This is a genomic window from Gelidibacter japonicus (assembly GCF_010725055.1).
Classification (GTDB): Bacteria; Bacteroidota; Bacteroidia; order Flavobacteriales; family Flavobacteriaceae; genus Gelidibacter; species Gelidibacter japonicus.
Genome location: NZ_BJKB01000002.1, coordinates 156367 through 181243, shown reverse-complemented (window position 1 = coordinate 181243; position 24877 = coordinate 156367). Strand labels below are relative to the sequence as shown.

The window sequence follows — 24877 nt, the reverse complement described above, 5'->3', positions numbered from 1 at the left end:
TTATAAAAGATTGCTCCTTAAAGCACTTAACGTTGTTTTATGTAAAGTTGGTATTATTTTTTAAAAAGAGGACTTAATTCTCCTTAGCTCATACTTTTAAAGGTGTTTTATAAGAATCATCAAAAATTCAGAAACAATTATGAGTGCCATTTGTGGTGATATGGAGGTTGAATGGGCTATTGGATTTGAACCGATTAATGGTGATATTTTAATGATCTCGAGTTGCGTTCTGATGACCGTATTCAAAATAGTATGATCGCAAGTTAGTTCTATATTAAAAAAGAGCAACTCATCAGTATCGGCGGGAATGCCCAAAGCCTAAAAAATACTAGTCTAAAGTGTTTATGTCATGCCCTATCGCTATTGGAAGCAAAGAACTGTGCCTATATCGCCAAACTATTTGTTTTTAAAACCTAGTGTTCGTCGTTATTTCGTTGCGAACCAAGGAGTTAAGTTTTTGTACGGGTTGTGTACTTTTACTCGTAAGCACGCTCATGATCGGGTACAAAAAAACTGCCCATAATTGTTTTCAAACATTTCTGAGCAGTTTTTATCAAGATTGTTATTTACTGATTCTTAATCATCCAACAAATCAATTTGTACTTTGAAAGCTTCTTTCAGTGCTTCTGCCAAATCATTGTTACCATCCATATCTTCTGGACTGATCGTAATCACACCATCGCCATCACCATCAGTAGCAGTAGACAGATCTACCATGCCCAATACAGCGTTGATGTCGAAGTTAATGACTACCTCTTTTGTGTCGTTGTTGATGATCAGATTTTGGTCGCTATCTTCGTAATCAATTTCGATTTCGTCCTCAAAATCATGCCAAAAAACAAAAGACTGTCCATTGATTTCTCCTGTCAACAACATACTTTTTCCAAACAAGTCAGAGTTTTGATTTTCACTTTTGTCAAATTCAAATTCAATTTCTTCATACACCCCATTTGGAATTTCAATGTCTACCAATTGGATGCTGTTTCCGGATAAAAGATCGATTTCAAAAGGGCCTTTCAATTCGATATCATCATCGCTATCGTAAAAACCGTCTTGAAGTTCCAATTCAATTTCTTTAAAATTCACTAAAAACTCTCCAAGAATCACGTTATCAGTACCTCTAGTGGCTACTGGGATATAACTTGCTTTGGCAGCTATTTTTAAATTGCCTTGATTTGGGGCATTTGTTGAATCATCATCCGATGAACAGGCCGTAAATACAGTTGCCAGGGACAGTGCAACAATGCCAAATTTCATTTTTTTAAATACATTCATAGTTTTTAAACTTTATAGGTTATCTAGTGTTAACGGTATAAAAGGAATTTAGTATGTATAGAATGTTAAATATATTTGAAAATTGTAAGTCATTGTGGCCTCTTTTGTTTGGTTGTTTGTAACTCGGCCGAAGAAAAAATTGCAATAGAAAATTTTAGTTTCAAGAGATACAGATTGTTAGGATAGAATTATGATCTAACAAAAATGATATTGATGCTATTTTATGTCCCATTTACCCGTACTTTTGCGCCCTCAAATAAAATTTTGAAATGAAGCGCATAAATGAATACAAGAAACTCTTTGGAGTGGAAAGCGAAATTGAATTAAAGACTCTGAAAAAGAGTTACCGTGATTTAGTGAAGGAATGGCATCCTGATAAATTCCAAATTGGAGATGCGCTACAGGAAGAAGCAGAAATCCAAAGCCGAAAGATTATTGACGGGTATCATTTTTTGGTAAGTATAGCACCAGAGACCATTGCCTCGCAAAAAGATAGTTATACAGAAACGATTACCAATTCAGGTATTGCCGATTATATGCACAAAGGTTTATTGCTCGAAATTACCTTTCAGGACGGTTCTACTTACGAGTATTTTGGCGTTACCAAACAGGTTTATATTAAAATGATCAATAGTGATAAGCTAAATCGTTTTGCAAAACGCAACATTTATTCTAATTACACCTATAGAAAGTCGAAAAGAACGCTAGAACCTGTTTAGTAGGAAGATGGGCGTATAGGATCGAGATTGCAATCAACGAATCAAATTTTTAATGTACAAAGGGAGCATGGTTTTTTCAATCATGTTCCTTTTTTTATAAATGATTTTGTCAGTCCTAATTAGGTTTCCCATAGTTTCAATATCATTATTATTTAATAAAGATTTAAACATCGCCACTAAATATCGATGTTATCTTCAGATTTGTAAACTTTCGTCTTTACCTTACTTAATTGAGGATAAGCACTTTTATAAAATAGGGTTAAGTTTTTATTCAGATGGTAAATGCTTATTTTGCATAAAATCTGATAATCATGAAAAAAACACTTGCTCTTCTGTCGTTAATCGTTTTAATCTTTGGAACGTCCTGTTCAGTATTCCAGAAAAACACCTCAATTAAAGATGATGGTCAAATCGATATTGTTTTTGTTCAGGTCAATGACGTATATGAAATAGCCCCTTTAAGCGGGGGAAAAGAGGGTGGGGTCGCTCGAATTGCAAGGTTAAAGAAGCAAGAAAAGGAGAAGAACCAAAATACGTTTCTGGTTATGGGAGGCGATTTTGTGAGTCCATCTATTTACAATAGCTTGAAATATGAAGGGAAGAGCATACGTGGCAAACAGATGATAGAAGCCTTAAACGCAGCTGAAATGGATTTTGTTGTTTTTGGCAATCATGAATTTGATATTAAGGAAAATGAATTACAGTCACGTATTGATGAATCAGAATTTACTTGGATTTCATCAAATACATTTCATAAAAAAGGCACGTCTATCCAACCCTTTTACAAGTCTTCTACAAATCCTTTCCCGGAGACTTATATTTTGAATCTTGTCGATGACGATGGCACCGAGGCGAAAATTGGAATTATTGGACTTACGCTGCCTTTTAATAAAGCGTCTTATGTGCATTATACTGATCCTTTAACGACTGCTAAGAAGTTATATGCTCAAATAAAAGATTCTGTGGATGTGGTTATCGCTTTAACGCATTTGGATCTTGCGGACGATATCAAGCTCGCTCAGGAAATTCCGACCTTAGGTTTGATCATGGGAGGACATGAGCACGATATGCAATTTGAAAAAGTAGGTGATGTGTATATTACAAAGGCCCATGCCAATGCGAAATCAGCTTATGTAAATACTTTGAGATTAAATAAGAATACAGGTGAATTAAAAGTGTCTCCAAAACTGAGATATCTTAACGAAGACATAGCGCTTGATCATCATACAAATACAATAGTGGAAAAATGGGAGGGAATTGCCAATGCAAATTACAGCTCTTTAGGGTTTGATGTAGCAGATATTGTTATTGAAAAAAGTGAACCACTTGAAGGTAGGGAAATTGTGATCAGGTCGCAACCTAGCAATTTAACCGAACTTGTAGTAAGTTCGGTACAAGCTGCTGCTCCTTTATCAAATGCGGTACTTGTCAATGCGGGAGCTATTCGCGTTGATGATATTTTGCATGCACCGGTGTCTCAATACGACATCTTGCGGGCCATGCCTTTTGGCGGAGAAATAAGAGAGGTTGATATGAAGGGAAGTTTGCTGAATAGGATTTTGGAGATCGGGGAAAGCAACAAAGGAAGTGGCGGTTATTTATTACGCAATACAACTATTAAAAAAGTAGACGGTACTTGGGTTATTGGAGAAGATGAGATTGAAAACAGTAAGGTCTATAGGGTAGCTATGTTAGGTTTTTTGCTTACAGGGATGGAGTCTAATTTAGATTTTTTAAAAGAAGATCATCCTGAAATCCTCAAGATATATCCGATTGAAACCTCTTCCGATCACCCCCAATCTGATATTCGACTTGCGCTCATCCATTACTTAAAAAGTTAAAAGAGTTAAGCGTTGTGAAAGAACATGGAGACTTGCTTTATGGTATCTAAGGAGATAGAAGAGTAGCCTAAAAAACTTATGTTAAATTTTCATCCAGCAATTAATGGCATCTAAAAATTTTGTATATTTATGGAACAATCATATCGGGGTGCTTAAATTTAAACCGTTAAATATAGCTGAGAAAAAACCCGTATAACTTCAAAGGAGATACTACCAAAAGAAGGAATATGATTTACAAAGGGAACAACGTTGTCAGAACTTGTTCCCTTTGTTTTTACTGAAATCTTATTAATAAATTAACCATTTTTTGGATATCTTAACAAAATAAAAAATCTCAATTAAAAAGAAACTTTCATGAACATTACAGCTTCTTATACTGATCTCTATCAACTGACTATGGCCCAAGTCTATTTTAAAACCAAACCGGATGGACGGGCAGTCTATGACTATTATTTTAGAAATAATCCATTTAATGGCGGGTATTCCATTTTTGCCGGATTGGAGGATGTCCTGGATATTCTTGAGACTTTAAAGTTTTCGACATCAGATGTGACCTATTTGGAGCAACATGGATTTGAAAAGAGTTTTTTGGATTATTTAAAGGAGTTTCGATTCAGGGGGAATATCTTTTCAAGCATGGAAGGTGATGTTGTTTTTCCAAATCGTCCAATTCTTCAAGTAGAAGCCAATATTATAGAGGCGCAAATCATAGAAACGCTATTGTTGAATATTCTCAACTTTCAGACCTTAATTGCCACAAAGGCAAGCCGAATTCGCCATAGTGCTAAAACAGAAATGCTATTGGATATGGGGCTTCGTCGCGCACATGCTACCGGTGGATATTATGCGTCAAGGGCGGCTATCGTTGGTGGTTTTGACAGTACAAGTAACGTGAAAGCGGCTGAGGACTATAATATTCCATCTTCGGGTACCATGGCACATTCATTTATACAAAGTTATGAAGATGAATTGGAGGCTTTTCGGGATTTTGCCAAAATACGACCTAAAAACTGTGTACTTCTTATAGATACCTATAACACGCTTAGAAGTGGATTGCCAAATGCGATTACAGTTGCCAAAGAGATGGAGAGCAGTGGAGAGCAGTTGTTGGGCGTCAGATTGGACAGTGGAGATTTGGCTTATTTGGCAAAAAAAGCTCGAAAAATGCTCGATGATGCCGATTTGGGCTATGTAAAAATAGTGGCTTCTAATCAATTGGATGAATACGTCATAAAAAGTTTGAAAGATCAAGGGGCGCCTATTGACATCTACGGAGTGGGAACAAACTTGGTCACCGGAAAACCTGATGCCGCGATAGATGGGGTTTATAAGTTGTCTGAATACAATGGCGAACCCCGTATCAAGCTTTCTGAAAATATTATTAAGGTTTCCCTACCTTCAAAAAAACAGGTGTACAGAATGTTGGACAAAAACGGCATGTTCTACGGTGCAGATGCCGTTGCTATTTATGATGAGGAAAATGTAGCGCGAATGGAGCATTCATTCGACGCCAACAAAAGCTTGGAACTTACACGTTTTGAACACGAACCTTTACTTCAGAAGGTAATGGAAAACGGTAAAAAAGTAATGCCCTCGCGAACTGTCAGTGAGATTGCAGAGTATTCAAAATCTCGATTGCTGAAACTACCTGATGAATACAAACGATTTCAGAATCCGCATATTTACAAAATAGGCTTGAGCACACATCTCAAGCAAGAACGTGATAGGTTGGTTAAAAAACACAAATTTTAAATTAGTGAAATTGATAGTTGTCCGGATAGCTGTCGGGATAATCCCGATTTTCAGCGGGATATTTAGGTTTTATTACCCGAGGCTCTGCGTCGAAGTTAAACAAGTATTTCTAATTTGATACTTCGTAGCCTTTGGACGAGGGAGTTCATTTCGGATATTTTTTTCAGACATCTTAAGGCACTAAGGTCACTGATAACCACTAATAATTAGGTCTGGTATATTTTTTGAGATTGGCAAAATTGTTGTTTGAAAATTAGTGGGTATTCGTGTAATTCGTGTCTAAAATATATCTGTGCTATAAGATGTTTACCCTATTATTCGGGGACTTTGGGTTGTCGAAAACAGGATGTTTGATTAACTTTACGGAAAAGCTTAAAAAACTAGATTAAAATGAAGACACTTCTTATAATTGATGTCCAAAATGATTTTATGCCAGGAGGATCGCTTGCGGTTCCTGATGGCGACAAAATTGTTCCGGTGATCAATAACATCCAACATAAATTTGATTTGGTCGTGGCTGCTCAAGACTGGCATCCACAGGATCACGTGAGTTTTGCGTCCAATCATCCAGGGAAATCTCATTTTGATGAGATCGAAATTCATGGGAAACCACAAACATTATGGCCAGATCACTGTGTACAAGGCACCGAGGGAGCAAAGTTCCATAGGGATCTTGACACTCAAAGATGGGAGGCGATTTTTAGAAAAGGAACGGATAAGGAAATTGACAGCTATAGTGCTTTTTATGACAATGGCCGTTTGAAATCGACAGGATTGACCGGTTATCTAAAAGAGAAAGGCGTGTCCCAACTTTTTTTATGTGGACTCGCAGCCGATATCTGCGTTTACTTTTCCACTTACGATGCCTTTAAGGAAGGCTTTGCCTGTTTCTTTATTGAAGATGCTTCTCAACCATTGGATCCAAAAAAACATGAAGAATTAAAAAAGGAGATGGAATATCTGGGCATACAGATGATCTCTTCTGAAGATATTTAGTTGAGAATTTATAACCAATTTTAAACCTCTCAGGTTTTCAAAACCTGAGAGGTTTTTTGATACAAAAATGTTATGTGAATATTAACCCACTTTCTTTTTAGGTTTTCGCACTCTTATATAAGCTATGATGGATACAATTATGACAACCGCCGTTAATATATAAATAAACTTCGGAACAGGGATAGGGTCACCCGCAGCATAACTATGCAGACCCGTTAAATAGTAGTTCACCCCAAAAGAGGTCATGATAATGGAACCGAATGCAAACACACTGGCCACGTTCAGGGTAAAGCGACTTTTAAGTGCCGGAACCAGTCGTAAGTGTAAGACGATGGCATAAATAATGATTGAAATCAATGCCCAGGTTTCCTTTGGATCCCATGCCCAATAGCGGCCCCACGATTCGTTGGCCCAAACACCACCTAAAAAGGTGCCAATAGTCAATACAAACAAGCCTATGGTCATGGAGATCTCATTGATATACGTGAGTTCTTTTATGCGGATATCAATTTTATAGGCGCTGCTTTTGGTTCTGATGATCATTAAAATTAGCGCCATAAAGCCCAATACGGCAGATAATGCCAAGGGCGCATAACTACTGACAATTGTTGCCACGTGAACCTTGAGCCAAAAAGACGATTTTAGGACCGGCATTAAATTGGTGATCTCTGGGTTTAACCAATCGAGGTAGCTTACAAATAGGAGGGAGCCCGTAAATAAAGTTGCCAATGGCAATGAGAAATCAGATTTTCTAAAGGTCATCAATCCGCAGAGCATCAATACCCAAGCTACAAAAACCATCATTTCATAACCGTTGCTCCATGGTGGATGTTGTGCAATATACCAACGCAGCAGAATGTTTCCTGTAAATATCAAGAAACTGATCAATGAAATTAACACGAGAATATCCCAAAGGACATTTATAAATCGTTTTTGAACGAATATTTTTGAAAGCGCCAAGACGAGCATGATCAAACCAATAGTGAAAAAGGTCTGAAATAACCAAAAATTAAGATTCATTTGGTTGTACCATAATTCGGCTTCAATTCGTTCTTCGGAAGGGATGATGTGTTTGCCCAACGTAGATTGATAGGTGTCTATATAAGAAAGTTTATCAGTAGCGCCTGCCCAATTATGGGCGGCGATATCGTTAAAATAGGTTCGTGTGATATTTTGAACAAATATGCCGTCTTCTGCCGGAAAGTCGTTAAAGTGGTGGGTATAACTGAACCACTTATCCGTTTCATCCAAACTATTTGGGAAAATATTCAAATAGTTTCCGGAGAAAATATTGAATAGTATATTAAAGCGCTCATCAACTCTGATGACTTCCTTATCAAATTCGTTCTGCTCTGCAGGTTTCTTGGCATGTGCTTCTTCGGCCATCTTGGATAGGACATAATTGCCTTCTGGATTGATCAAATGATCAAAGGAGATATAACCGTCATCCGTAATTTTAAGAGGTTTGAAAAAATCCCCTCCTTTGATGGCTTCTATTTTTATAACGGGAATTTTCTGCCATGCTCCTGGTGACACGTGCATTGCCAAAAATACCTGGTTGGCATCCAAAGTTATTTTCTCATCATTTGTTTTATAAGTGAATGTGGTTTTGCCATAGATTTTACGTAAAAACTCTGAAGCTAAAGTATTGATGGGTTTGATTCTCCCATCGATGTCCTGGACCAAAATACGTCCGAACAAGTCGGAATGTTGGTTCTCGATTTCTTGAGCTTTCACCAATTCGGCTACAGAAGGTATCGAGTCCTTTTGCATCGGAGCTTGCGCAGATGTTGTCAAGGAACTAAATAGCGCAATCAGAAGAATCGTGGTGATTTGTTTCAGTTTCTTTAGTTTTTTACTAATGATGGTGAAACGCGTACTTTTTCCGAAGAGGGTAAAGAACATGCCTATCATCAGTAAAAAATAACCAATATAGGTCGTGGCGGTACCCAAGACGTCATGATTTACGGCGAGTAATGTGCCTTTTTCGTCGGTATCATAACTGGCCTGATAAAATCTAAATCCGCCATAATCTAAAACATTGTTCATATAGATCCGAAACGGCATTTCAGTGTCACCATCCAAAACAGTGACTTCACTGGCATAAGATGATGGACTTTCAGAGCCAGGATAACGTTCCAATTGAAAATCATTTAACTTGATAGCGAAGGGAATTTCAATGGGCATTGCGCCATAAGAAAAACTCAGATTTATACCATCAATAATAGTTTCATGAGTGGTAGGCAAAAAACCTTTTCTGTAAAGAAGCATGACTTCTTCCGTTTTATCTCCAACGGTCACATTGAGCACGACGGCATCATCCTTAGTTGGATCATTATCCTGTGGTTTTTCTGAAGTGCTGGTCAATTTCATACTGCCTTTAGGATGATATGAAAGTGGTACAAAAGACAAATCTCCCTGCCTGTATAAAGTCTTAAGTGACATGGGCTGAAGGGAATCCCCTTTGATGACCCCTGCTTTTTGATCGGACATGATGAAGAAGTCGAGTGGGTGAGGTGCCCAAATCATAAACTCTCCGTTTTCTTCGGTAATATTAATGATCCCTTCTTCTTGCGCTTCAAACCCTACTTTATGTTTGTGGGGACCGATAACTTCTACCTCTCCTTTGTTTAAAAATAGAGTTTCTCTCCCGTTGCCAGAAGTGGTGATCATCTGTAACAAGGGAATTCCTTTTTCTGGATCATCAACAATTTCCGGCAAGGCATCTGCCACAAATTCCTTTAAGGAAATGACCACAGGCGTATCTTCTATATCGGTATGGATAGTAAATCTATTATCGTTCAGTGGAGAAAACTCCTTTTTCTTTTGAAGGTGTCTTGTTTTACTTCCGTTGGATATATGAACTTGTAAATAGTTTTTATCTGAAATAATAGTATTGGAACTTTCACCTTCCCTAATCCGCATTATGCCACCATACGAATCATAACGTGTAATTCCGGCCCCAATAATAATAATGATGAAGGCGAGGTGAAAAAGAAGAATGGCCCATTTTTCCTTTCGCCATAAATTGTATTTGAAGGTATTGGCAAGAAAACACAAGGCTAAGCCCACCATGACCAATTCAAACCATAAGGCATCATAAACTTTGATCCAGGCGGTATCTGTGCCAAAATCATTTTCAATAAACGTTGCAGTGGCCATGGCTACCGCAAAGATTAAAAGTAAAACTAAGGCTAAAACGGAAGACGAAAAGAAACGATAAATAAATTTCATAGAGAATGATGTGGCTTTTTTAAAAAAGCCCTTATAGAAAGAGGTTAGTCCGTATATGGATGTGATTATTTTTTGGTGCTTACTACTTTGTTGGAGCCCATTTTAGCTTCGCGGGCTTTTGCCTCTTCCAGCCATTTTGGTAACGTGTTGGATTTAAAGTTCTGTTTATCCTTTCTTAATTGATCTATATCGAGTCCGATATATTTCTGTGCTTTTGCTTTCGTTGAAATATCAGGCATTGCCACAGGCTCATTATGCCCTAAAGCAGCTAATAGGCGAACTAACTTGACTCGTGCTTCTTGAGCTTCGGCGAGACCACTACCCAACACACGTCCTATTTCTACAGGCGAATGGAACGAGCCACCATGAGACGCTGCAGTATAATCCCAACGCCATTGAGCGTGACGAATGCTCATCAAAATATCTTTCATTTGCTCCTCTGTTGCCCCGAGTTCCCAAGCTTTCCCTGCTTCAATATGTGCTTTCACCAAAACATCTTCTAATTTGATTCTGTTTTCATTGGCTTTTTGTTGTCTGTCATAGACGTTGGCAATAAGTTTGTCAGTTTCTTCTCTATGACATACTTGACATGAGTTGGCTACATTGTTTAAAGGCGATTGTAAATGGTGATCGGTAAACTTTTGTCCGCCTTCACTCTTATAGGGCATATGACAATCGGCACAGGACACCCCACGATCGGCGTGAACTCCAGTTAGGAAAATTTCATAATCAGGATGCTGTGCCTTAAGCATTGGCGCTTTACTGATAGCGTGTGTCCAATCTGAAAATCCAATATCATCGTAATACTTTTCCATATCCTCAACCGCAAATCCGTTTTCCCATGGGAAAGTCAGATAATTGGTGCCTTCATGTCCAGGTTTGTTTTTGTTGAAATAATACTCTACGTGGCATTGTGCACAAACCAATGAGCGCATTTCTTGGTGGGTGGACTTGTTGATATCCTTGCCCATAGCCTGGAAAGCTTCTACTAACGCCGGTCTTGTAATACGCAGTTTCATATTGTTTGGGTCATGGCAATCTGCACAACCAATCGGATTGACTACTTCCGATACGTTTTCTGCCCAAGTACCCGCATAAAATTCCCCAACACCATGCTCATCCATTAACCGTGGCACATCGGGACTTTTACAAGCCCAACATGTAGCTGGCATAGGACCATCTTCTTTGTTCTCAGGAGCTGCAGACCGTAAACTATTATGAAGGTCTTCAATGGCATAAAAGTGACCACGACCTTGATTGTAATCTTTAGAGAACGCATATCCTGCCCAAAGTACTACCATTCTCGGATCTTCTTCCAACATATCAACCATGGCCGAACCACCTTGATAAGAGCGGAAGGTCGTATCTGCGGTTTGCATATAGGATTGATATTCTCTTGGATAATTTTTTCCCCATTCTTCATTTCTAGGTTCATTTTTCCCAATGACAACGCTAGGCACATATTTGTACTTGGCTTCACTTTTTCTGTTAATGATACTCGATGCAAGCAATCCTAATAAAAAGACGACTACAATTGTGACGATGAAGAGAACTTTATTTTTCATAATAATTACGGTTTATTGTGCTTCAATTTCTTTTGCCAACCATTCTGGGATGACCATTTCTTCCTGATCGGTTGGCAATGGGGCGATATTATATTTTACGGTCGATAGTCCATGGATACGGCCGTGTGGGACTTCTTGATGGCAGGTCCAACAGGCTCTTTCGGTGCGGTTTTCTCTGTGATTATCGAGCCAGCCATCATATTTGACTTGGGTCACTTGTTGGACATGGCATCTGATACAGTTGTTTTGAACTACCTCTTCTGAGGCTTCACGCATGGTGATGACATCTGGTTCTGCTCTGGCCGTAAAAACAGCCGAATGGTACAGTCCATCCTTAGCCTTGAAATAATAGGAATTAAAAATATTGTCTTGCGGAACGTGGCAGCCATTACATGACACCCATTCTCTGTGGGAACTGTGCATCCAACTATTATAAACTGGGGTCATGACGTGACAGTTAACGCAGGCTTGCGGATTATCTGATAGGTAAGATACCACTTCAGCTTCACGCATAAGAAAAAACCCCATGCCCATTACAACCGCAATTGCAAAAACCGCAAATGTGCGCCACGAAGAGCCTTTTTCCGGAAGTATTTTTAAATTAAACTTCATACGATTGTGAATTGTATGTTAAAAATAACCAAATAGATTATTGGATTAACTGATATTCGTCATATTTAATTGAAAAAGCAAATACGAAAATCGTTCAAGCAAAAATCGTTACCGATAAGTTAAGCGAAAGACTATTTGTTGCGACGACTTTTAATTTCTTAATCTGTTCATATTCTGTATCTAAGATGGGGAATTATTTTGTTAAAGATAAATAATGAGTCTTTTTTATCTTCAGTTTTGACTGATTTAGAATCGTTCTAAAAAAATCAAACATTCTTAAATAGTATTAATTTTTGTTGGGAAATCGGCTGTTTCATGGATTTTTATAAAGTTTGCTGTTGTAGTCATGGGATGTTACTTTGAATTCGCCCGCATCTTTCGCAATTTTCTATTTCCAAGTTTAAACTTGACTTTTAGCTTTTGTTTTCTGGCCTTTTTACTGTTTTTATCTTGAACCAACTGTAAAAAGAATTTAGCTCCTACACCTTCATACATCGTTTTTTCCGGTAAAGTTATACCGTCACTGCTTTTTAGGTTTGTCCATGGCACCGATAACCAGATATTGATATGTTCTTTTAGTTTTAATCGGCCTTCGGCAAATAAATGGAGAGCTGACGACTGAATTTCTGTTCTTGGGATGATGATTTCACCTTTCTTGATTTCGAAAGTTTGGACAATGGGTTGGAATCTCAGGTTTTTAAAGCGCTCGTCTTTCATCAACGGAATAGCTTCCATTAGGGGTTTGTAGTTATAAATCGCCAAATCTTCCAGATCCAACTGCAGAGTACCATTCATTGAATCCATGTTCAGCTTCCCTAGTTCATCCAGCGTTCCAGTGGCTTTTACCACATAGTTTAGAAAGCCTCTAATGCTATCGGCTTGCCTTAAATTTTCATTATTAAAATAATTTACGCTGTCCAGAAATTGATCGAGCGCTATGTCATTGACTTCCATTTCAATAACGAAGGGAGTGTTTTCGGTATTTTCAACTCCTAAAGCGAGGTCTAATGATAGCTTGCCCCCAAAGCTATTGAACGCCATGTCATCAATCATAAAATTCTCCTCTTCAAACAACAGTTTCGAATCAAAATCGGTGACATTAAAATCATCATGTTTTAAGGTGTCAATTTCGATGTCTATTGCAGGATAAAATGAGCTGTTGATATCTGTCATGGTCGACTTCCACTTTTTGAGATCAAAAGGCCTGGCGTCCTTTATTTTTGGATTTGATTTTGTCGATTCGATAAATTCCTTAATATGGGAGGTGTCCAAATAAGGGGCGTAAATGGAAAAGCTGGAACTGTGTTGGTTGATATCCTGTGGTCCATTGATAAATCCTGAAAAATTATCAATGGTCCCCGAAAAATAGACCATGCTTTTTCCGGGCAATTGGATATCAAGCGTCTTAAGCGTTGCAACATCGTTGATTATTTCTACATGCAGGCTGTCTACCGGGATTTGAAGCCCAGCAGCCTTGAAATCGACAGTTGTCCCTGCCATTTTCAGGTCGCCAAATCCCTCAGCATTCAACAACTTCAAATCTTTGGACTCAGCTTTGTAGTTTCCGATAAACTCAAAATCACCCGACTTAAATATGAAATTGGTCGTCTTTAAATAATCATTCAGATCTTCAGATTTCCCTTTTACCTTGACCGAAAAATCAAGGTCAAACGGATTATCCTTCAGTAACTCCACCTGGCTCGAATGCGCTATGATTTCACCATGTGCGTTTGCCACCGTCTCTTTATAATGTAAATTCAAATGGTTTAATTTAAGAATGGAATCATTTTCAAAAAAGATTTGGGAATTGATGTTTTCTGTTATCAAGCCTTTATATTTTAAAGAATCGAGTCGTATTTGAATCTTTGGGTTGAACCTGTTGATGTCTTCAAATATATTATGTAATGCTTTTTTGCTCTTTTGGGCCTTTGGTTTATCTTCATTCTTAAAGGAGTTTATGGTGGCCAACACCTCATCGCCGTCGATAAAAGCTGCGGTGAGATTCAAAAATACAGCACCCGATCCCTTTTTGTCATCCAATAAAAAAACTGGAAACTGTTTGATGCTTCCATCGAGATTTATGGAATGGAGGTCATCAATTTCCAAATTGAATTCCTTAAGCAGAATATCAGAATTATCAACAAAAAGGGATAGAGAATCCATTGTGATATCCATTTCCGCAGGCTCATAGTGGAGATTGGTGTTGGTTAAGGTCAAATCACCCCGTGCGCTATTCAGAAGCTCGCTGAGTTCTTTTACATTCCCGGTAACATGTCCGTTGAACTTATAATCGCCTGAATCTATCCTGAACAACTGAATATTGAACAACTCTTTGAAAACGGAGATGGGACCACTTGAACTTGCTTCAGCATTCATATAGACCGCATCTTTCAATATGCTTTGTGGTCCGTGAACCCTAACATTACCTTTCAGATTGGTTACTGCTTCATTGTATTTGAAGTCGAAATTCTTCAATAAAATAGTTTCAGAATTGATCAACTCCATAGTCGAAATTAAGTCTGAAATGACCACATCGTTATATCTTAATGAATCCACATTGATGTTGAACTGAGGATGGAATTGACTATAAATGGCCTCAAGGGTTTCGTGTAGATTTTTTCTATCGTCCACCGGCGTATTGGTTTTTGGCACAAAGCTTTTCGCCATGGCAATCACTTCATTGACGTTTAGGTTTTTAGAATTTAATGAGATTTGACTCGTTGTGGGGACGGTTGGCGCCTTGGATAAAATTCCCGCAATATTTTTTAAGCTTCCCTTTAACACTAAATCTTCACCATTAGGCAAGTTAATGGTTAGCTCCTTTAAAATGGAGTTTTCCCTTTCTAACGAAACAGTAATAGATTGTACAGGTAATTGCAGTCCATTTTTTTTAAGGATAACGTGTGTATTGTTCAAATTGAATCTCCCTGTAGCCTTGTTTAAAAATTCGAAAGGATGTTGAATATCTCCCGAAAAGTGCGCATCCAATCGGAATTTTCCTCCCTTAAAATCAAAATTGTCGGTTTCGATAATTGTTGCTAAATCTTCGTTATCCCCATGGAGTCGCACATTGGCGTCTATAAAATTTAAGGTTTCGGGCGTGCTTTGAAAATAGGAATTGCGAATATCAACTTTTACTGTCTCTAATTTGGAAACCAAGGTGTCAAAGGTGATTTTAAAATCCTTTACCGACTTTTTTTCCTTCCTTAAACTATCGGTCTTATAGAGATCGTTGGTCAGGTGGCCGCTAAAAGAGGTTTGCATAAAATGGAATTTATCGGCAATGATCACCTCGTTGTCGGTGGTAGAAAATTTGGCATTTATATCAGGATTGTTTCCATAGGCGAATTTTCCGGCTAATTTGAGATTGGTTGTGAGAGGCTTAAGGATCTCATAATTTTTGAGTTTTTCAGAAATACTATCCGTAAGCAAACCTTTAAGGGCCTTGAAATCTGTACTTGAGTTCTGCAATTCAAATTTGTATTCCGTGATGTCCGTAAGATCAAAATTGGCACTCAAGAGAAAGGTCTGATCGTCAATTTTAAGTGGAAATTCTGAAACTTCTATAAAGTTCTTTTCCAAATCTACACTAAAATTATAGGCGCCTTTTACTACTGCGCCGTTGAAGAAACTGCCTTTGGTAGTATTGAATCCAAGGTTGTTGACCGTTATATCCATATTGGAGTTGCCTTGTAATTTTAAGCCATCTCCCCTAAACGCCCCTTTAATTTTGTGGATGTGAAGATTGAAATATTTGTTTAGAACGCTGTCCTTGGTAATATATTTGACATTTTCCAAAACGACGTTCGCATCCGTGGGATTGACCCAATCTGGTAGTTGGAAACCTTTTTGCCTTGCTTGTTGTTTGATTTTTTTTAGTTGCTGATGATATGCTAAGGATTTGTTCGACATGACCTCTGAATGGAATTCGGCATTTTTGATGGTGATATCTTTAAAGACAATCTGCCCTCTTAATAGCTTTCCAGCACCTATTTCCAGTTTTGCTTCGTTGATCTCGAGGCTTGACACCTGGTCAGAAATAGAATCTCTATTGGTGTGTTTGATGTCTTTGAGCGTAAAAACAACATTTGGGAAGCCGCTTAAAAACTGAGCATTTACCTTGCCGATGGTTAATGTCCCAGAGGTGTTTTCGGCATACCACTCTTGTAGTACGTCAATAACACTATCCCTATTGAGCCAACCAATGGTGAAGAGTCCAATGGGCAATAATAGGATGACCATTAGGCTTATGGTAATTCTTTTAAGCCATAGTTGCTTTGCAGATTTTTCTATCTTGGCTTTTGGGGTTTTCAAAGTCGAAATTTATGGAAAAATAAGGAGAATATTTGGGCTATGAAGCCTTGCAGTTGAAATATTTTTTTCACCAACCAAAGAGGTGCCTTTGCTTGTCCGAATAGAAAAGAGGCTGCCTTTAAGACAGCCTCCTTTTTAATTTGATTTGATTTATGAACGTGCTTACTTGGAGAATCCATAGGAAACACCTACTTGAAACATCTGGCTTTTTATGTTTCCTGCACCGACCTCTTCTTTATTCATATCCGAAAGATCTCCGGTATATCTCACACCGATCTTTAAACCAGGAACAAAGGCTGTTAAATCATAGCCAATGCCTACACCAAATCCAAATGTACCAGTTTTATAATATTCTTTAATGTCTTCTTCGGGACTATCATTAAAGGATTCTTTGATAGAGAGTAAAAAGTTGTATTGAGGACCAGCTTCTATATAAAGGGCATCTATAATTTTGAATTGCAACATAACCGGGAGTGTTATATAACTCGTTTTGATCTTTCCCGAAGCCTCATAACTTGCAGTAGTTGCCGTATTTCTCATTTCAACATCAGCAGCCATGGCGACAATATAATTATAACTGTATTTTGAGCCACCGGTTGAAAAGAAGAGCTCCGGCTGAATGGCAAATTTTTCGTTGATGGCATAATTGCCGAACAGGCCAGCATGAACTCCTATAAGTGATTTCATGGTGCTATTGTCATCAAATTTAAGTTCTGCAATATTAAGACCGGCTTTGGCCCCATAAGTGAAATCTTGTGCCGTTACGGTAAAAGACACGCATAAGATATATGCGAGACCTAGAATTTTGAGTTTGTTGTTTGCGTGATTCATGATGATATTTTTTTTGATTATGTAATATCATCGAGAACGATTTCAAATGTCATCATGTTTTTCTAACTTTAAATCAGAATAATTTACTTTTAATATCAAACGGCCTCTATAGACACCATGTTGCCCTATAATGCTTTTTTGATCTGCCGTCATACTGCGAAAACAATATTTGAACCGTGCTATTTTTTGATATATTTGTTTTTAAACCTCTATGCCATGAAAACCCTAAAACCTAGCCACAAGCCCTTTCTTCTTATAACGGTCATTCTAAATGGCTTCTTGGCTTTGGCCCAGGGCGACAGCGATTTGTTGTCTGCCTACCAGAATTATACTGAAGGCGCAAGAGAAGTTGCCTATTTGCACCTTAACAAATCAACCTATATAAAAGGGGAGGCAATCGGTTTCACGGCTTATGTTTTTGACAAGAAGGATAAAAAGCCTTCCAACCTTACCACCAACCTTTATGTTTCTATCGAAGATAAAAACGATAAGACCATAGCAAAAAAGTTGATCAGGATAATGGATGGCGTGGGATCAAATACCTTCATTATTGATTCTAGCTTTACTTCAGGCTATTACAGGATAAAGGCCTACACCAATTGGATGCTTAATTTTACAGAACAAAATCATTATGTAGAATCGATTAGAGTTATAGACCCGGATAGCGAGAAATTTATTGAAACACAAAGGACAACGAATGAGTTGGATGCGCAGTTTTTGCCGGAAAGTGGTCATCTTCTCCATGGCGTCTCCAACACGGTCGGGGTGGTAGTCAAGGATAATTTGGGTTATGGTGTACCTTATATAGAAGGAACGGTATTTGGCAAAAACAATGAGGTGTTGACATCCTTTAAGACCAATAAATTGGGCATCGGTAAATTTCCATTGTTTGCAGAGATTAATACCCCTTATAGGATCAGGCTTACTCATGGCAATAAGGATTTCGATTTCAATCTTAACCAAAAAATTGAAGAAAGGGGAGTTGTTATTTCTCTTAACAGAACGAAGTCAAAGGTCTTTATTTCCGTAGTGACCAATGCAGAAAGTTTGGATTTAATAAAAAATAAAACATATAGTTTGTTATGGCACAACGGAGACAAAACCACTGTAATCGATGTCAGATTTACTGACCAGACCACCGTGACAACAGCCATCGATTTGACCATTGCTCCTCCTGGAGTCCATATATTGACGCTCTTCAATGAAAACAAACAACCAATTTCTGAGCGACTGTTTTTCAATTATGAGGGATTGAACATTTTGACATCGGATGACATTTCAGCATCAAAAACAAAGGACTCCGTTGCTGTAGCCCTTAATTTCAAAAATATAGATACCAAGTCCCTGAGCAACATAAGTGTTTCGGTCCTGCCCAAAGAGACCAAATCCTATAACAAACATCATAATATGGTCTCTTATGTCTATTTGCAGCCCTATGTTAAGGGAGAAATTGAACAGGCCAAATATTATTTTACTGACATAGATGCTAAGAAACAGTTTGAATTGGACAATCTGTTAATTACCCAAGGTTGGAGCAGTTATGATTGGAACAGTATTTTCAGTACCTCCAATAAGCCATATTATGCCTTTGAACAGGGAATCAGATATAAGGTCAATATAAATTCTCCGGGCAACGAGCCAACAAGCTCATATCTCATGCATGCCATAGGTGAAACCGATGCACAAACGTTCAAGGTCAACAAAAACGATAAAAGTTTTATGATAGACAATGTGTTTCCTATGGAGAACAACCGTTTGTACTTGTCCAAAGTTAAGGAAAACAATGAGTTGGAGACTGCAAAGCTATATGTTCAATCGTTTCCGAACGCTATTCCCGAGCTGTCTACCAAATCAGTCTATCTGAATCCGAAGTTTGATTATAATATCAGTATGAGCCTCAACAATGCTATCCAATTTGAAAAATTGAATGATATGCAGCAATTGGACGAAATAACTGTTTCAACTCGGGTAAGTAAAACCATGACAAGAATCCAAAAGCTTGGCGAGCATAAATATGGAAAGATAAAAATTGTTGAGGAGGCAGATAGAATGTCATTTGCTACACTTACTGACTATCTACATTTTTTAGGATTGACTGTTGATGAATTTAATGGAGGGTTTGCTTTATATGTAGGGTCTTCCGGACTTAAAAATAATTCGCCTGCAAATTATGGACCTTATATTATAGGGCATAGGTCATCCTCTTCAGCTCCTGCTGATGATGTGATAGATTATACGATTAAGAAAAAACCAATGACCGTCTTTTTAGATGATGTGCAGATCGTGGACCAAACAATGTTAAATCATTTCCCGCTCAACAATGTGGATTATGTTGAAATCAATAAAGGTGGATTGGGTCATGGCGTTAGGGGGTCCGGTGGGGTTCTTAAAATCTATTCTTATTATGGTTCTGATCTTCCGGACAACAGAAAGACTGGATTAGGAGTTGATCTGCCTTTGACATTTAGTGTTGAGAAAAAATTCTACGTACCGAAATATCAATATTACACCGATGATTTTTATAAACAATATGGTACTGTTGATTGGAAACCTAAACTTGTGCCAGATGCATATGGCAACATTACGTTGACCATAGCAACGCCTAAAGTGCCCGTGACCTTATTTATTGAGGGAGTTGTTCATGATGGTTCAGTTATTTTTGAAGAAAGATCAATCTCATTAGATTCTCATTTTTAAATCAAAACGAGTCTATAGAATTGAAAACTTGAGACATGTCTCTGATAGGAGAACGCAGGTAAACTAGAAAAAGAGGCTATCTCAAGTGTTATGAGATACCCTCTTTTTATGTATAATCCCGAATTTTCAGGACTGACTTCGCAAGAATTGGGTTAATCTTCCGTCAACACCCAATCTCCTTTAGATATTAAAGGTTCAGCTTGTTTGTATTTTAGGGTTTTGTTTTCACCGCTCAACACGTGTTTAATGGTCACCCGATCATTACGGCCAATTTTAGGTTTGTCGCGAACAATGGTTTCTACGACTTCATGGCGCTGTGTATTTCCGGCAGCTCTGCTTTGTGAGGAACGTTCGTCCAAATTTGGAATTTCTTCCTTATTGGTTTCCAGCTTTTCTTTGGAGCGTGTTTGACGCGCTTCCTGGATGGCATCTGTGGTTTCAGATGGCAATTCACCTTTAAACAAGAAGGAGATCACGTCTTTGTTGACTTGGTCAATCATCACCTTAAACAATTCAAAAGCTTCAAATTTATAGATCAACAATGGATCTTTTTGCTCGTGGACTGCCAACTGAACCGATTGTTTCAATTCGTCCATCTTGCGCAAATGGGTTTTCCATGCATCATCCAAAATGGCCAGGGTAATGTTCTTTTCAAAATCATTGATCAGTTGTTTCCCATTGGTTTCATAAGCTTTTTCGAGATCTGTGACTACTTGCAAACTCTTTACGCCATCAGTAAACGGGACGACGATACGTTTAAATTTATCGCGTTGGGTTTCGTAAACATTTTTAATGACAGGAAAAGCTAAGTCAGCATTCTTTTGCATTTTATCTTTATAATGGCTGAATGCTGCCTTGTAAATTTTGCCTGCAATTTCTATATCGGTCATTTTACTGAATTCCGCCTCCGTAATTGGCGAGCTCATTGAAAAATAACGGATCAGTTCAAATTCAAAATTCTTATAGTCGTTAGCGGCCTTGTTGGTTTGGGCAATGATTTCTGAGGTGTCATAGATCATATTGGCCAAATCCACACGTAATCGTTCCCCGTGTAAAGCATGACGACGGCGTTTGTAGATCACTTCACGTTGGGCGTTCATGACATCGTCATATTCTAGCAAGCGCTTACGCACACCAAAGTTGTTTTCCTCAACCTTTTTCTGTGCACGCTCAATAGATTTTGAAATCATGGAATGTTGAATGACCTCACCTTCTTTTAGGCCCATTCTATCCATCATTTTTGCAATACGCTCACTACCAAATAGACGCATCAAGTTATCTTCCAAGGAGGCATAAAACTGAGAACTTCCTGGGTCTCCCTGACGACCGGCACGACCACGTAACTGTCTGTCCACTCGGCGTGAATCATGACGTTCAGTACCTATAATGGCCAACCCTCCAGCTTTTTTAACCTCTTCGCTCAACTTAATATCCGTACCACGGCCAGCCATATTCGTGGCAATGGTCACTTGGCCAGGTTGCCCCGCTTCCGCGACAATATCGGCCTCTTTTTTATGGAGTTTTGCGTTTAATACGTTGTGGGGTACCTTTCGCAAGGTTAACATTTTACCCAATAGCTCACTGATTTCAACACTGGTTGTTCCAATAAGAACAGGGCGTCCAGCTTGTGATAGTTTTGTTACTTCATCGATAACCGCATTGTACTTTTCTCGTTTGGTTTTATAAACCAAATCCTCGCGATCATCTCGGGCAATAGGCCTGTTGGTTGGAATTTCCACCACATCCAACTTATAGATTTCCCAAAACTCACCAGCTTCGGTCAATGCGGTACCTGTCATCCCCGCCAATTTACGGTACATTCTAAAGTAGTTTTGCAGGGTTACCGTTGCAAATGTTTGGGTAGCTGCTTCAATTTTTACATTCTCTTTAGCTTCAATAGCTTGGTGCAGACCGTCGCTGTAACGACGACCATCCATGATACGGCCCGTTTGCTCATCAACAATCATTACTTTATTGTCAATCACCACATATTGAATGTCTTTCTCAAATAAGGCATAAGCCTTTAATAATTGATTCAGGGTGTGGATACGTTCTGATTTAATTCCAAACTCCCTGAAAAGTTCCTCTTTTGCTTCTGCTTCTTTTTCTTTGGAAAGGTTCTGTGCTTCAATTTTTGCAATCTCCATTCCAATTTCTGGCATGACGAAGAAATTAGGATCATCTTCCCCAGAAAGGAATTCGACACCTTTATCCGATAATTCTACCTGATTGTTTTTTTCATCGATCACATAGTACAGTTCCGCATCCACCTTCGGCATTTCGCGGTTATTATCCTGCATATAGTGATTCTCTGTTTTTTGAAGTAATTGTTTGATGCCTTCCTCACTTAAAAACTTAATTAGCGCTTTGTTTTTAGGCATTCCTCTATAAACACGCAATAATTTAAAGCCACCTTCTTTGGTGTCGCCTTCAGCAATCAATTTTTTGGCTTCTGCCAAAACACCGGTTAGATATTGGCGTTGTACGGCAGCAATGGCATCGACCTTTGGTTTTAATTCGTTAAACTCATGTCGTTCTCCTTGCGGAATGGGTCCAGAAATAATCAGTGGAGTACGGGCATCATCCACCAATACGGAATCCACCTCATCCACAATGGCGTAATGATGTGGCCGTTGTACCAAGTCTTCTGGCGAGTGTGCCATATTATCACGTAGATAGTCGAATCCAAATTCGTTATTTGTTCCGTAGGTGATATCTGCATTATAGGCCTTTTTACGGGCTGCGGAATTGGGTTGATGATAATCAATACAATCCACGCTCATTCCATGAAATTCAAACAATGGCGCCATCCACGCGCTATCCCTTTTTGCCAAATAATCATTGACCGTTACCAAGTGTACGCCATTTCCAGCAAGTGCGTTCAAGTACATTGGAAGTGACGCTACGAGAGTTTTACCTTCACCCGTCTGCATCTCAGCAATTTTTCCTTGATGAAGTGCCACACCACCAATGAGCTGGACATCATAATGGATCATATCCCATGTGATCGGTTTTCCGGCGGCATCCCAAGAGTTTGCCCAAATGGCTTTGTCGCCATCTAAGGTCACATAATCCTTGCTTCCCGAAATTTCGCGGTCAAAAGTACTTGCCGTTACGGTTATGGAAGTGTTGTGCACAAAACGCTTTGCGGTTTCCTTAACCACTCCAAAAGCTTCTGGTAAAATTGCGTTCAGAACCTCTTCCGTAGCCTTGTAGATATCGTCTTTAATACGATCAATCTCTACGTAGATGTCTTCGCGTTCATCAATATCTTCGGTGGCTTCAGCATCTTTTTGAAGTTTTTCAATGGCATCGTTAAATGGCTGCCGCGCTTCAGCGATCTTAGATTTAAAATATGCCGTTTTTGCCCTTAATTCGTCATGCGACAAAGCTTCCAAAGCTTTTTCGAAGGTTTTGATCTGTTCTACAATAGGAGTGATGGCTTTGACATCCTGTTTGGATTTGTCGCCAACAAATACCTTCAATACTGAATCTAAAAAACTCATATGATGTTTTTATTTAAGCTACACTTCGACAAAGTTCAGTGAGCATTTATGATAATATATGTTATTTGTACGATGTTTTTGCTTGTAAGGCTTACAAAGATACGGTTTGTGCCAAGTTTATTAAAAAATAACGCACAAAAAAAGTCTCTTGATGAGACTTTTTAACTATTCTTTTTGATTTATTTCCCACCTTTGGGTTTTAAGGCCAACAAGGCTTAAATCGATCGAAAAAAGCAATTTCTTATTTATACCTCGTGGGGTTAACCCACGGTTATTGATTTAATATTCATCCTCGTTCCAGAGGTAGTCCTCATCGGTTGGATAGTCTGACCAAATCTCTTCAATTGAATCGTAAGAGTCTCCTTCATCTTCAATTGCTTGTAAGTTTTCTACCACTTCTAAAGGTGCACCAGTACGGATCGCATAATCAATTAATTCGTCTTTGGTAGCAGGCCAAGGCGCATCACTTAAATAAGATGCCAGTTCTAATGTCCAATACATTTGTTATTCGTTTTAAATTTTTGCAAAAATAATTTTTTTGTTGAGATAATCAAGTAAAAAATGAATTATTTAATCACTATTTAAAAGAGCGTATAATTCTTACAAGATTTTCCGACTTTAATATATAATCAAAAAAGATGTAATAGCCTAATTTCTTTACGATTCTTTTTGCGGAATCCATTGTATTTCTTCGGCTTTCAAGTCATGGGACAACTTTCGTGCCAATACAAATAAATAGTCAGATAGACGGTTTAAATACATTAAAGTCTCTGGTTGAAACGGCTCTAGGTCATTAAGAGCAGAAGCCAAACGTTCGGCTCTACGGCAGACGCATCGTGCTATATGACAGAATGACACGGTTTGATGTCCGCCCGGTAATACAAAATGTGTCATCTCAGGTAAGGCGTCATTCATAAGGTCCATTTCGTTCTCCAGACGCTCGATGTCTCCTGGCGATATTTTTGGAATGTTCAGTCGGGCTTTTCCACTTTTAAGCGTTGCTTTTTTAGGATCTGTAGCCAAGGTAGAACCAATGGTAAACAATCGGTCTTGAATGATCATTAGGATGTCTTTATGATGTTGGTCTATTTTTTGGTCCCTGATCAAACCAATATGTGAATTTAATTCGTCAACCGTTCCGTAGCTGTCAATTCGAATGTGATGTTTTGGAACTCGTGTGCCTCCAAATAGTGCAGTGGTTCCTTTATCACCTGTTTTAGTATAAATTTTCATTTTTAAAGAGTTTGAAGGTTGAAGCATGAAGCTTGAGGTACGAAGATACAATAGATTAAAAAGTTTAGCCATGAATGCGAGAGTATTTTTTTGGAGCCCGAAGCCCGAAGCGGGAAGCTGGGAGCACGAGCTTATGATTGCATGATATAGGTGCCACGACTTGTTGGTTTTTGGGATAAGTGTGATTTTTTAAATATTCACATTCTATATAGAGGGATGACAAATGATAGGATTTTATCAAATCAATTGCTTCTCAAACCTAATTAATCTGTTTCTTTTGAAGATTGCACACCGCTGACTGC

14 protein-coding genes are annotated in these 24877 nt (G+C 38.4%); 5 read left to right on the top strand and 9 right to left on the bottom strand.

Going from position 1 to position 24877, the window contains the following annotated elements:
* Window positions 1–576: 576 nt before the first annotated feature.
* Window positions 577–1275, bottom strand: a complete 699-nt coding sequence (locus tag G6N06_RS02745; protein WP_240337951.1) for a DUF4382 domain-containing protein — start codon at window positions 1273–1275, stop codon at window positions 577–579.
* A gap of 269 nt (window positions 1276–1544) precedes the next feature.
* Between G6N06_RS02745 and G6N06_RS02740 the strand changes: the two genes are divergently transcribed.
* From G6N06_RS02740 to pncA, 4 genes are all read left to right on the top strand, one after another.
* Window positions 1545–1994 carry a KTSC domain-containing protein gene (locus G6N06_RS02740; RefSeq protein WP_163514528.1) on the top strand — a complete coding sequence of 150 codons (450 nt, stop codon included), beginning with the start codon at window positions 1545–1547 and terminating at the stop codon, window positions 1992–1994.
* A 311-nt stretch (window positions 1995–2305) separates the two neighbouring features.
* Window positions 2306–3835, top strand: a complete 1530-nt coding sequence (locus G6N06_RS02735) for a bifunctional metallophosphatase/5'-nucleotidase (RefSeq protein WP_163514527.1) — start codon at window positions 2306–2308, stop codon at window positions 3833–3835.
* Between the two features lie 354 nt (window positions 3836–4189).
* Window positions 4190–5587, top strand: a complete 1398-nt coding sequence (locus tag G6N06_RS02730) for a nicotinate phosphoribosyltransferase (RefSeq protein WP_163514526.1) — start codon at window positions 4190–4192, stop codon at window positions 5585–5587.
* Between the two features lie 390 nt (window positions 5588–5977).
* Window positions 5978–6583: a bifunctional nicotinamidase/pyrazinamidase gene (gene pncA / locus G6N06_RS02725; RefSeq protein WP_163514525.1), complete on the top strand. Its 606-nt coding sequence runs from the start codon at window positions 5978–5980 to the stop codon at window positions 6581–6583.
* 81 nt (window positions 6584–6664) lie between these two features.
* On the opposite strand, the gene G6N06_RS02720 is transcribed toward pncA, so the two are convergent.
* From G6N06_RS02720 to G6N06_RS02700, 5 genes are all read right to left on the bottom strand, one after another.
* Entirely contained in the window at window positions 6665–9817 is a 3153-nt protein-coding gene (locus tag G6N06_RS02720) for a cytochrome c biogenesis protein (RefSeq protein WP_240337950.1), read from the bottom strand.
* A 65-nt stretch (window positions 9818–9882) separates the two neighbouring features.
* Complete coding sequence (gene nrfA, locus G6N06_RS02715; protein ID WP_163514524.1) at window positions 9883–11382, bottom strand: ammonia-forming cytochrome c nitrite reductase; 1500 nt, start codon at window positions 11380–11382, stop codon at window positions 9883–9885.
* A 12-nt stretch (window positions 11383–11394) separates the two neighbouring features.
* Window positions 11395–11994: a cytochrome c nitrite reductase small subunit gene (gene nrfH, locus G6N06_RS02710; protein ID WP_163514523.1), complete on the bottom strand. Its 600-nt coding sequence runs from the start codon at window positions 11992–11994 to the stop codon at window positions 11395–11397.
* 354 nt (window positions 11995–12348) lie between these two features.
* A complete protein-coding gene (locus G6N06_RS02705) occupies window positions 12349–16308 on the bottom strand; it encodes an AsmA family protein (RefSeq protein ID WP_163514522.1) in 3960 nt (1319 codons plus the stop codon).
* A gap of 162 nt (window positions 16309–16470) precedes the next feature.
* Entirely contained in the window at window positions 16471–17139 is a 669-nt protein-coding gene (locus G6N06_RS02700; RefSeq protein ID WP_163514521.1) for a porin family protein, read from the bottom strand.
* 216 nt (window positions 17140–17355) lie between these two features.
* Here G6N06_RS02700 and G6N06_RS02695 point away from each other — a divergent pair, with 216 nt between their 5' ends.
* Window positions 17356–19836, top strand: coding sequence for a hypothetical protein (locus G6N06_RS02695; protein WP_163514520.1), 2481 nt, complete (start codon window positions 17356–17358; stop codon window positions 19834–19836).
* A gap of 152 nt (window positions 19837–19988) precedes the next feature.
* Here the strand turns inward: G6N06_RS02695 and secA are convergent, their stop codons facing one another.
* From secA to G6N06_RS02680, 3 genes are all read right to left on the bottom strand, one after another.
* A complete protein-coding gene (gene secA, locus G6N06_RS02690) occupies window positions 19989–23342 on the bottom strand; it encodes a preprotein translocase subunit SecA (RefSeq protein WP_163514519.1) in 3354 nt (1117 codons plus the stop codon).
* Between the two features lie 279 nt (window positions 23343–23621).
* On the bottom strand, window positions 23622–23843 hold the full coding sequence (locus G6N06_RS02685; RefSeq protein ID WP_010177336.1) for a DUF2795 domain-containing protein: 222 nt from the start codon (window positions 23841–23843) through the stop codon (window positions 23622–23624).
* A 156-nt stretch (window positions 23844–23999) separates the two neighbouring features.
* A complete protein-coding gene (locus G6N06_RS02680; RefSeq protein ID WP_163514518.1) occupies window positions 24000–24575 on the bottom strand; it encodes a cob(I)yrinic acid a,c-diamide adenosyltransferase in 576 nt (191 codons plus the stop codon).
* Between the last annotated feature and the right edge of the window lie 302 nt (window positions 24576–24877).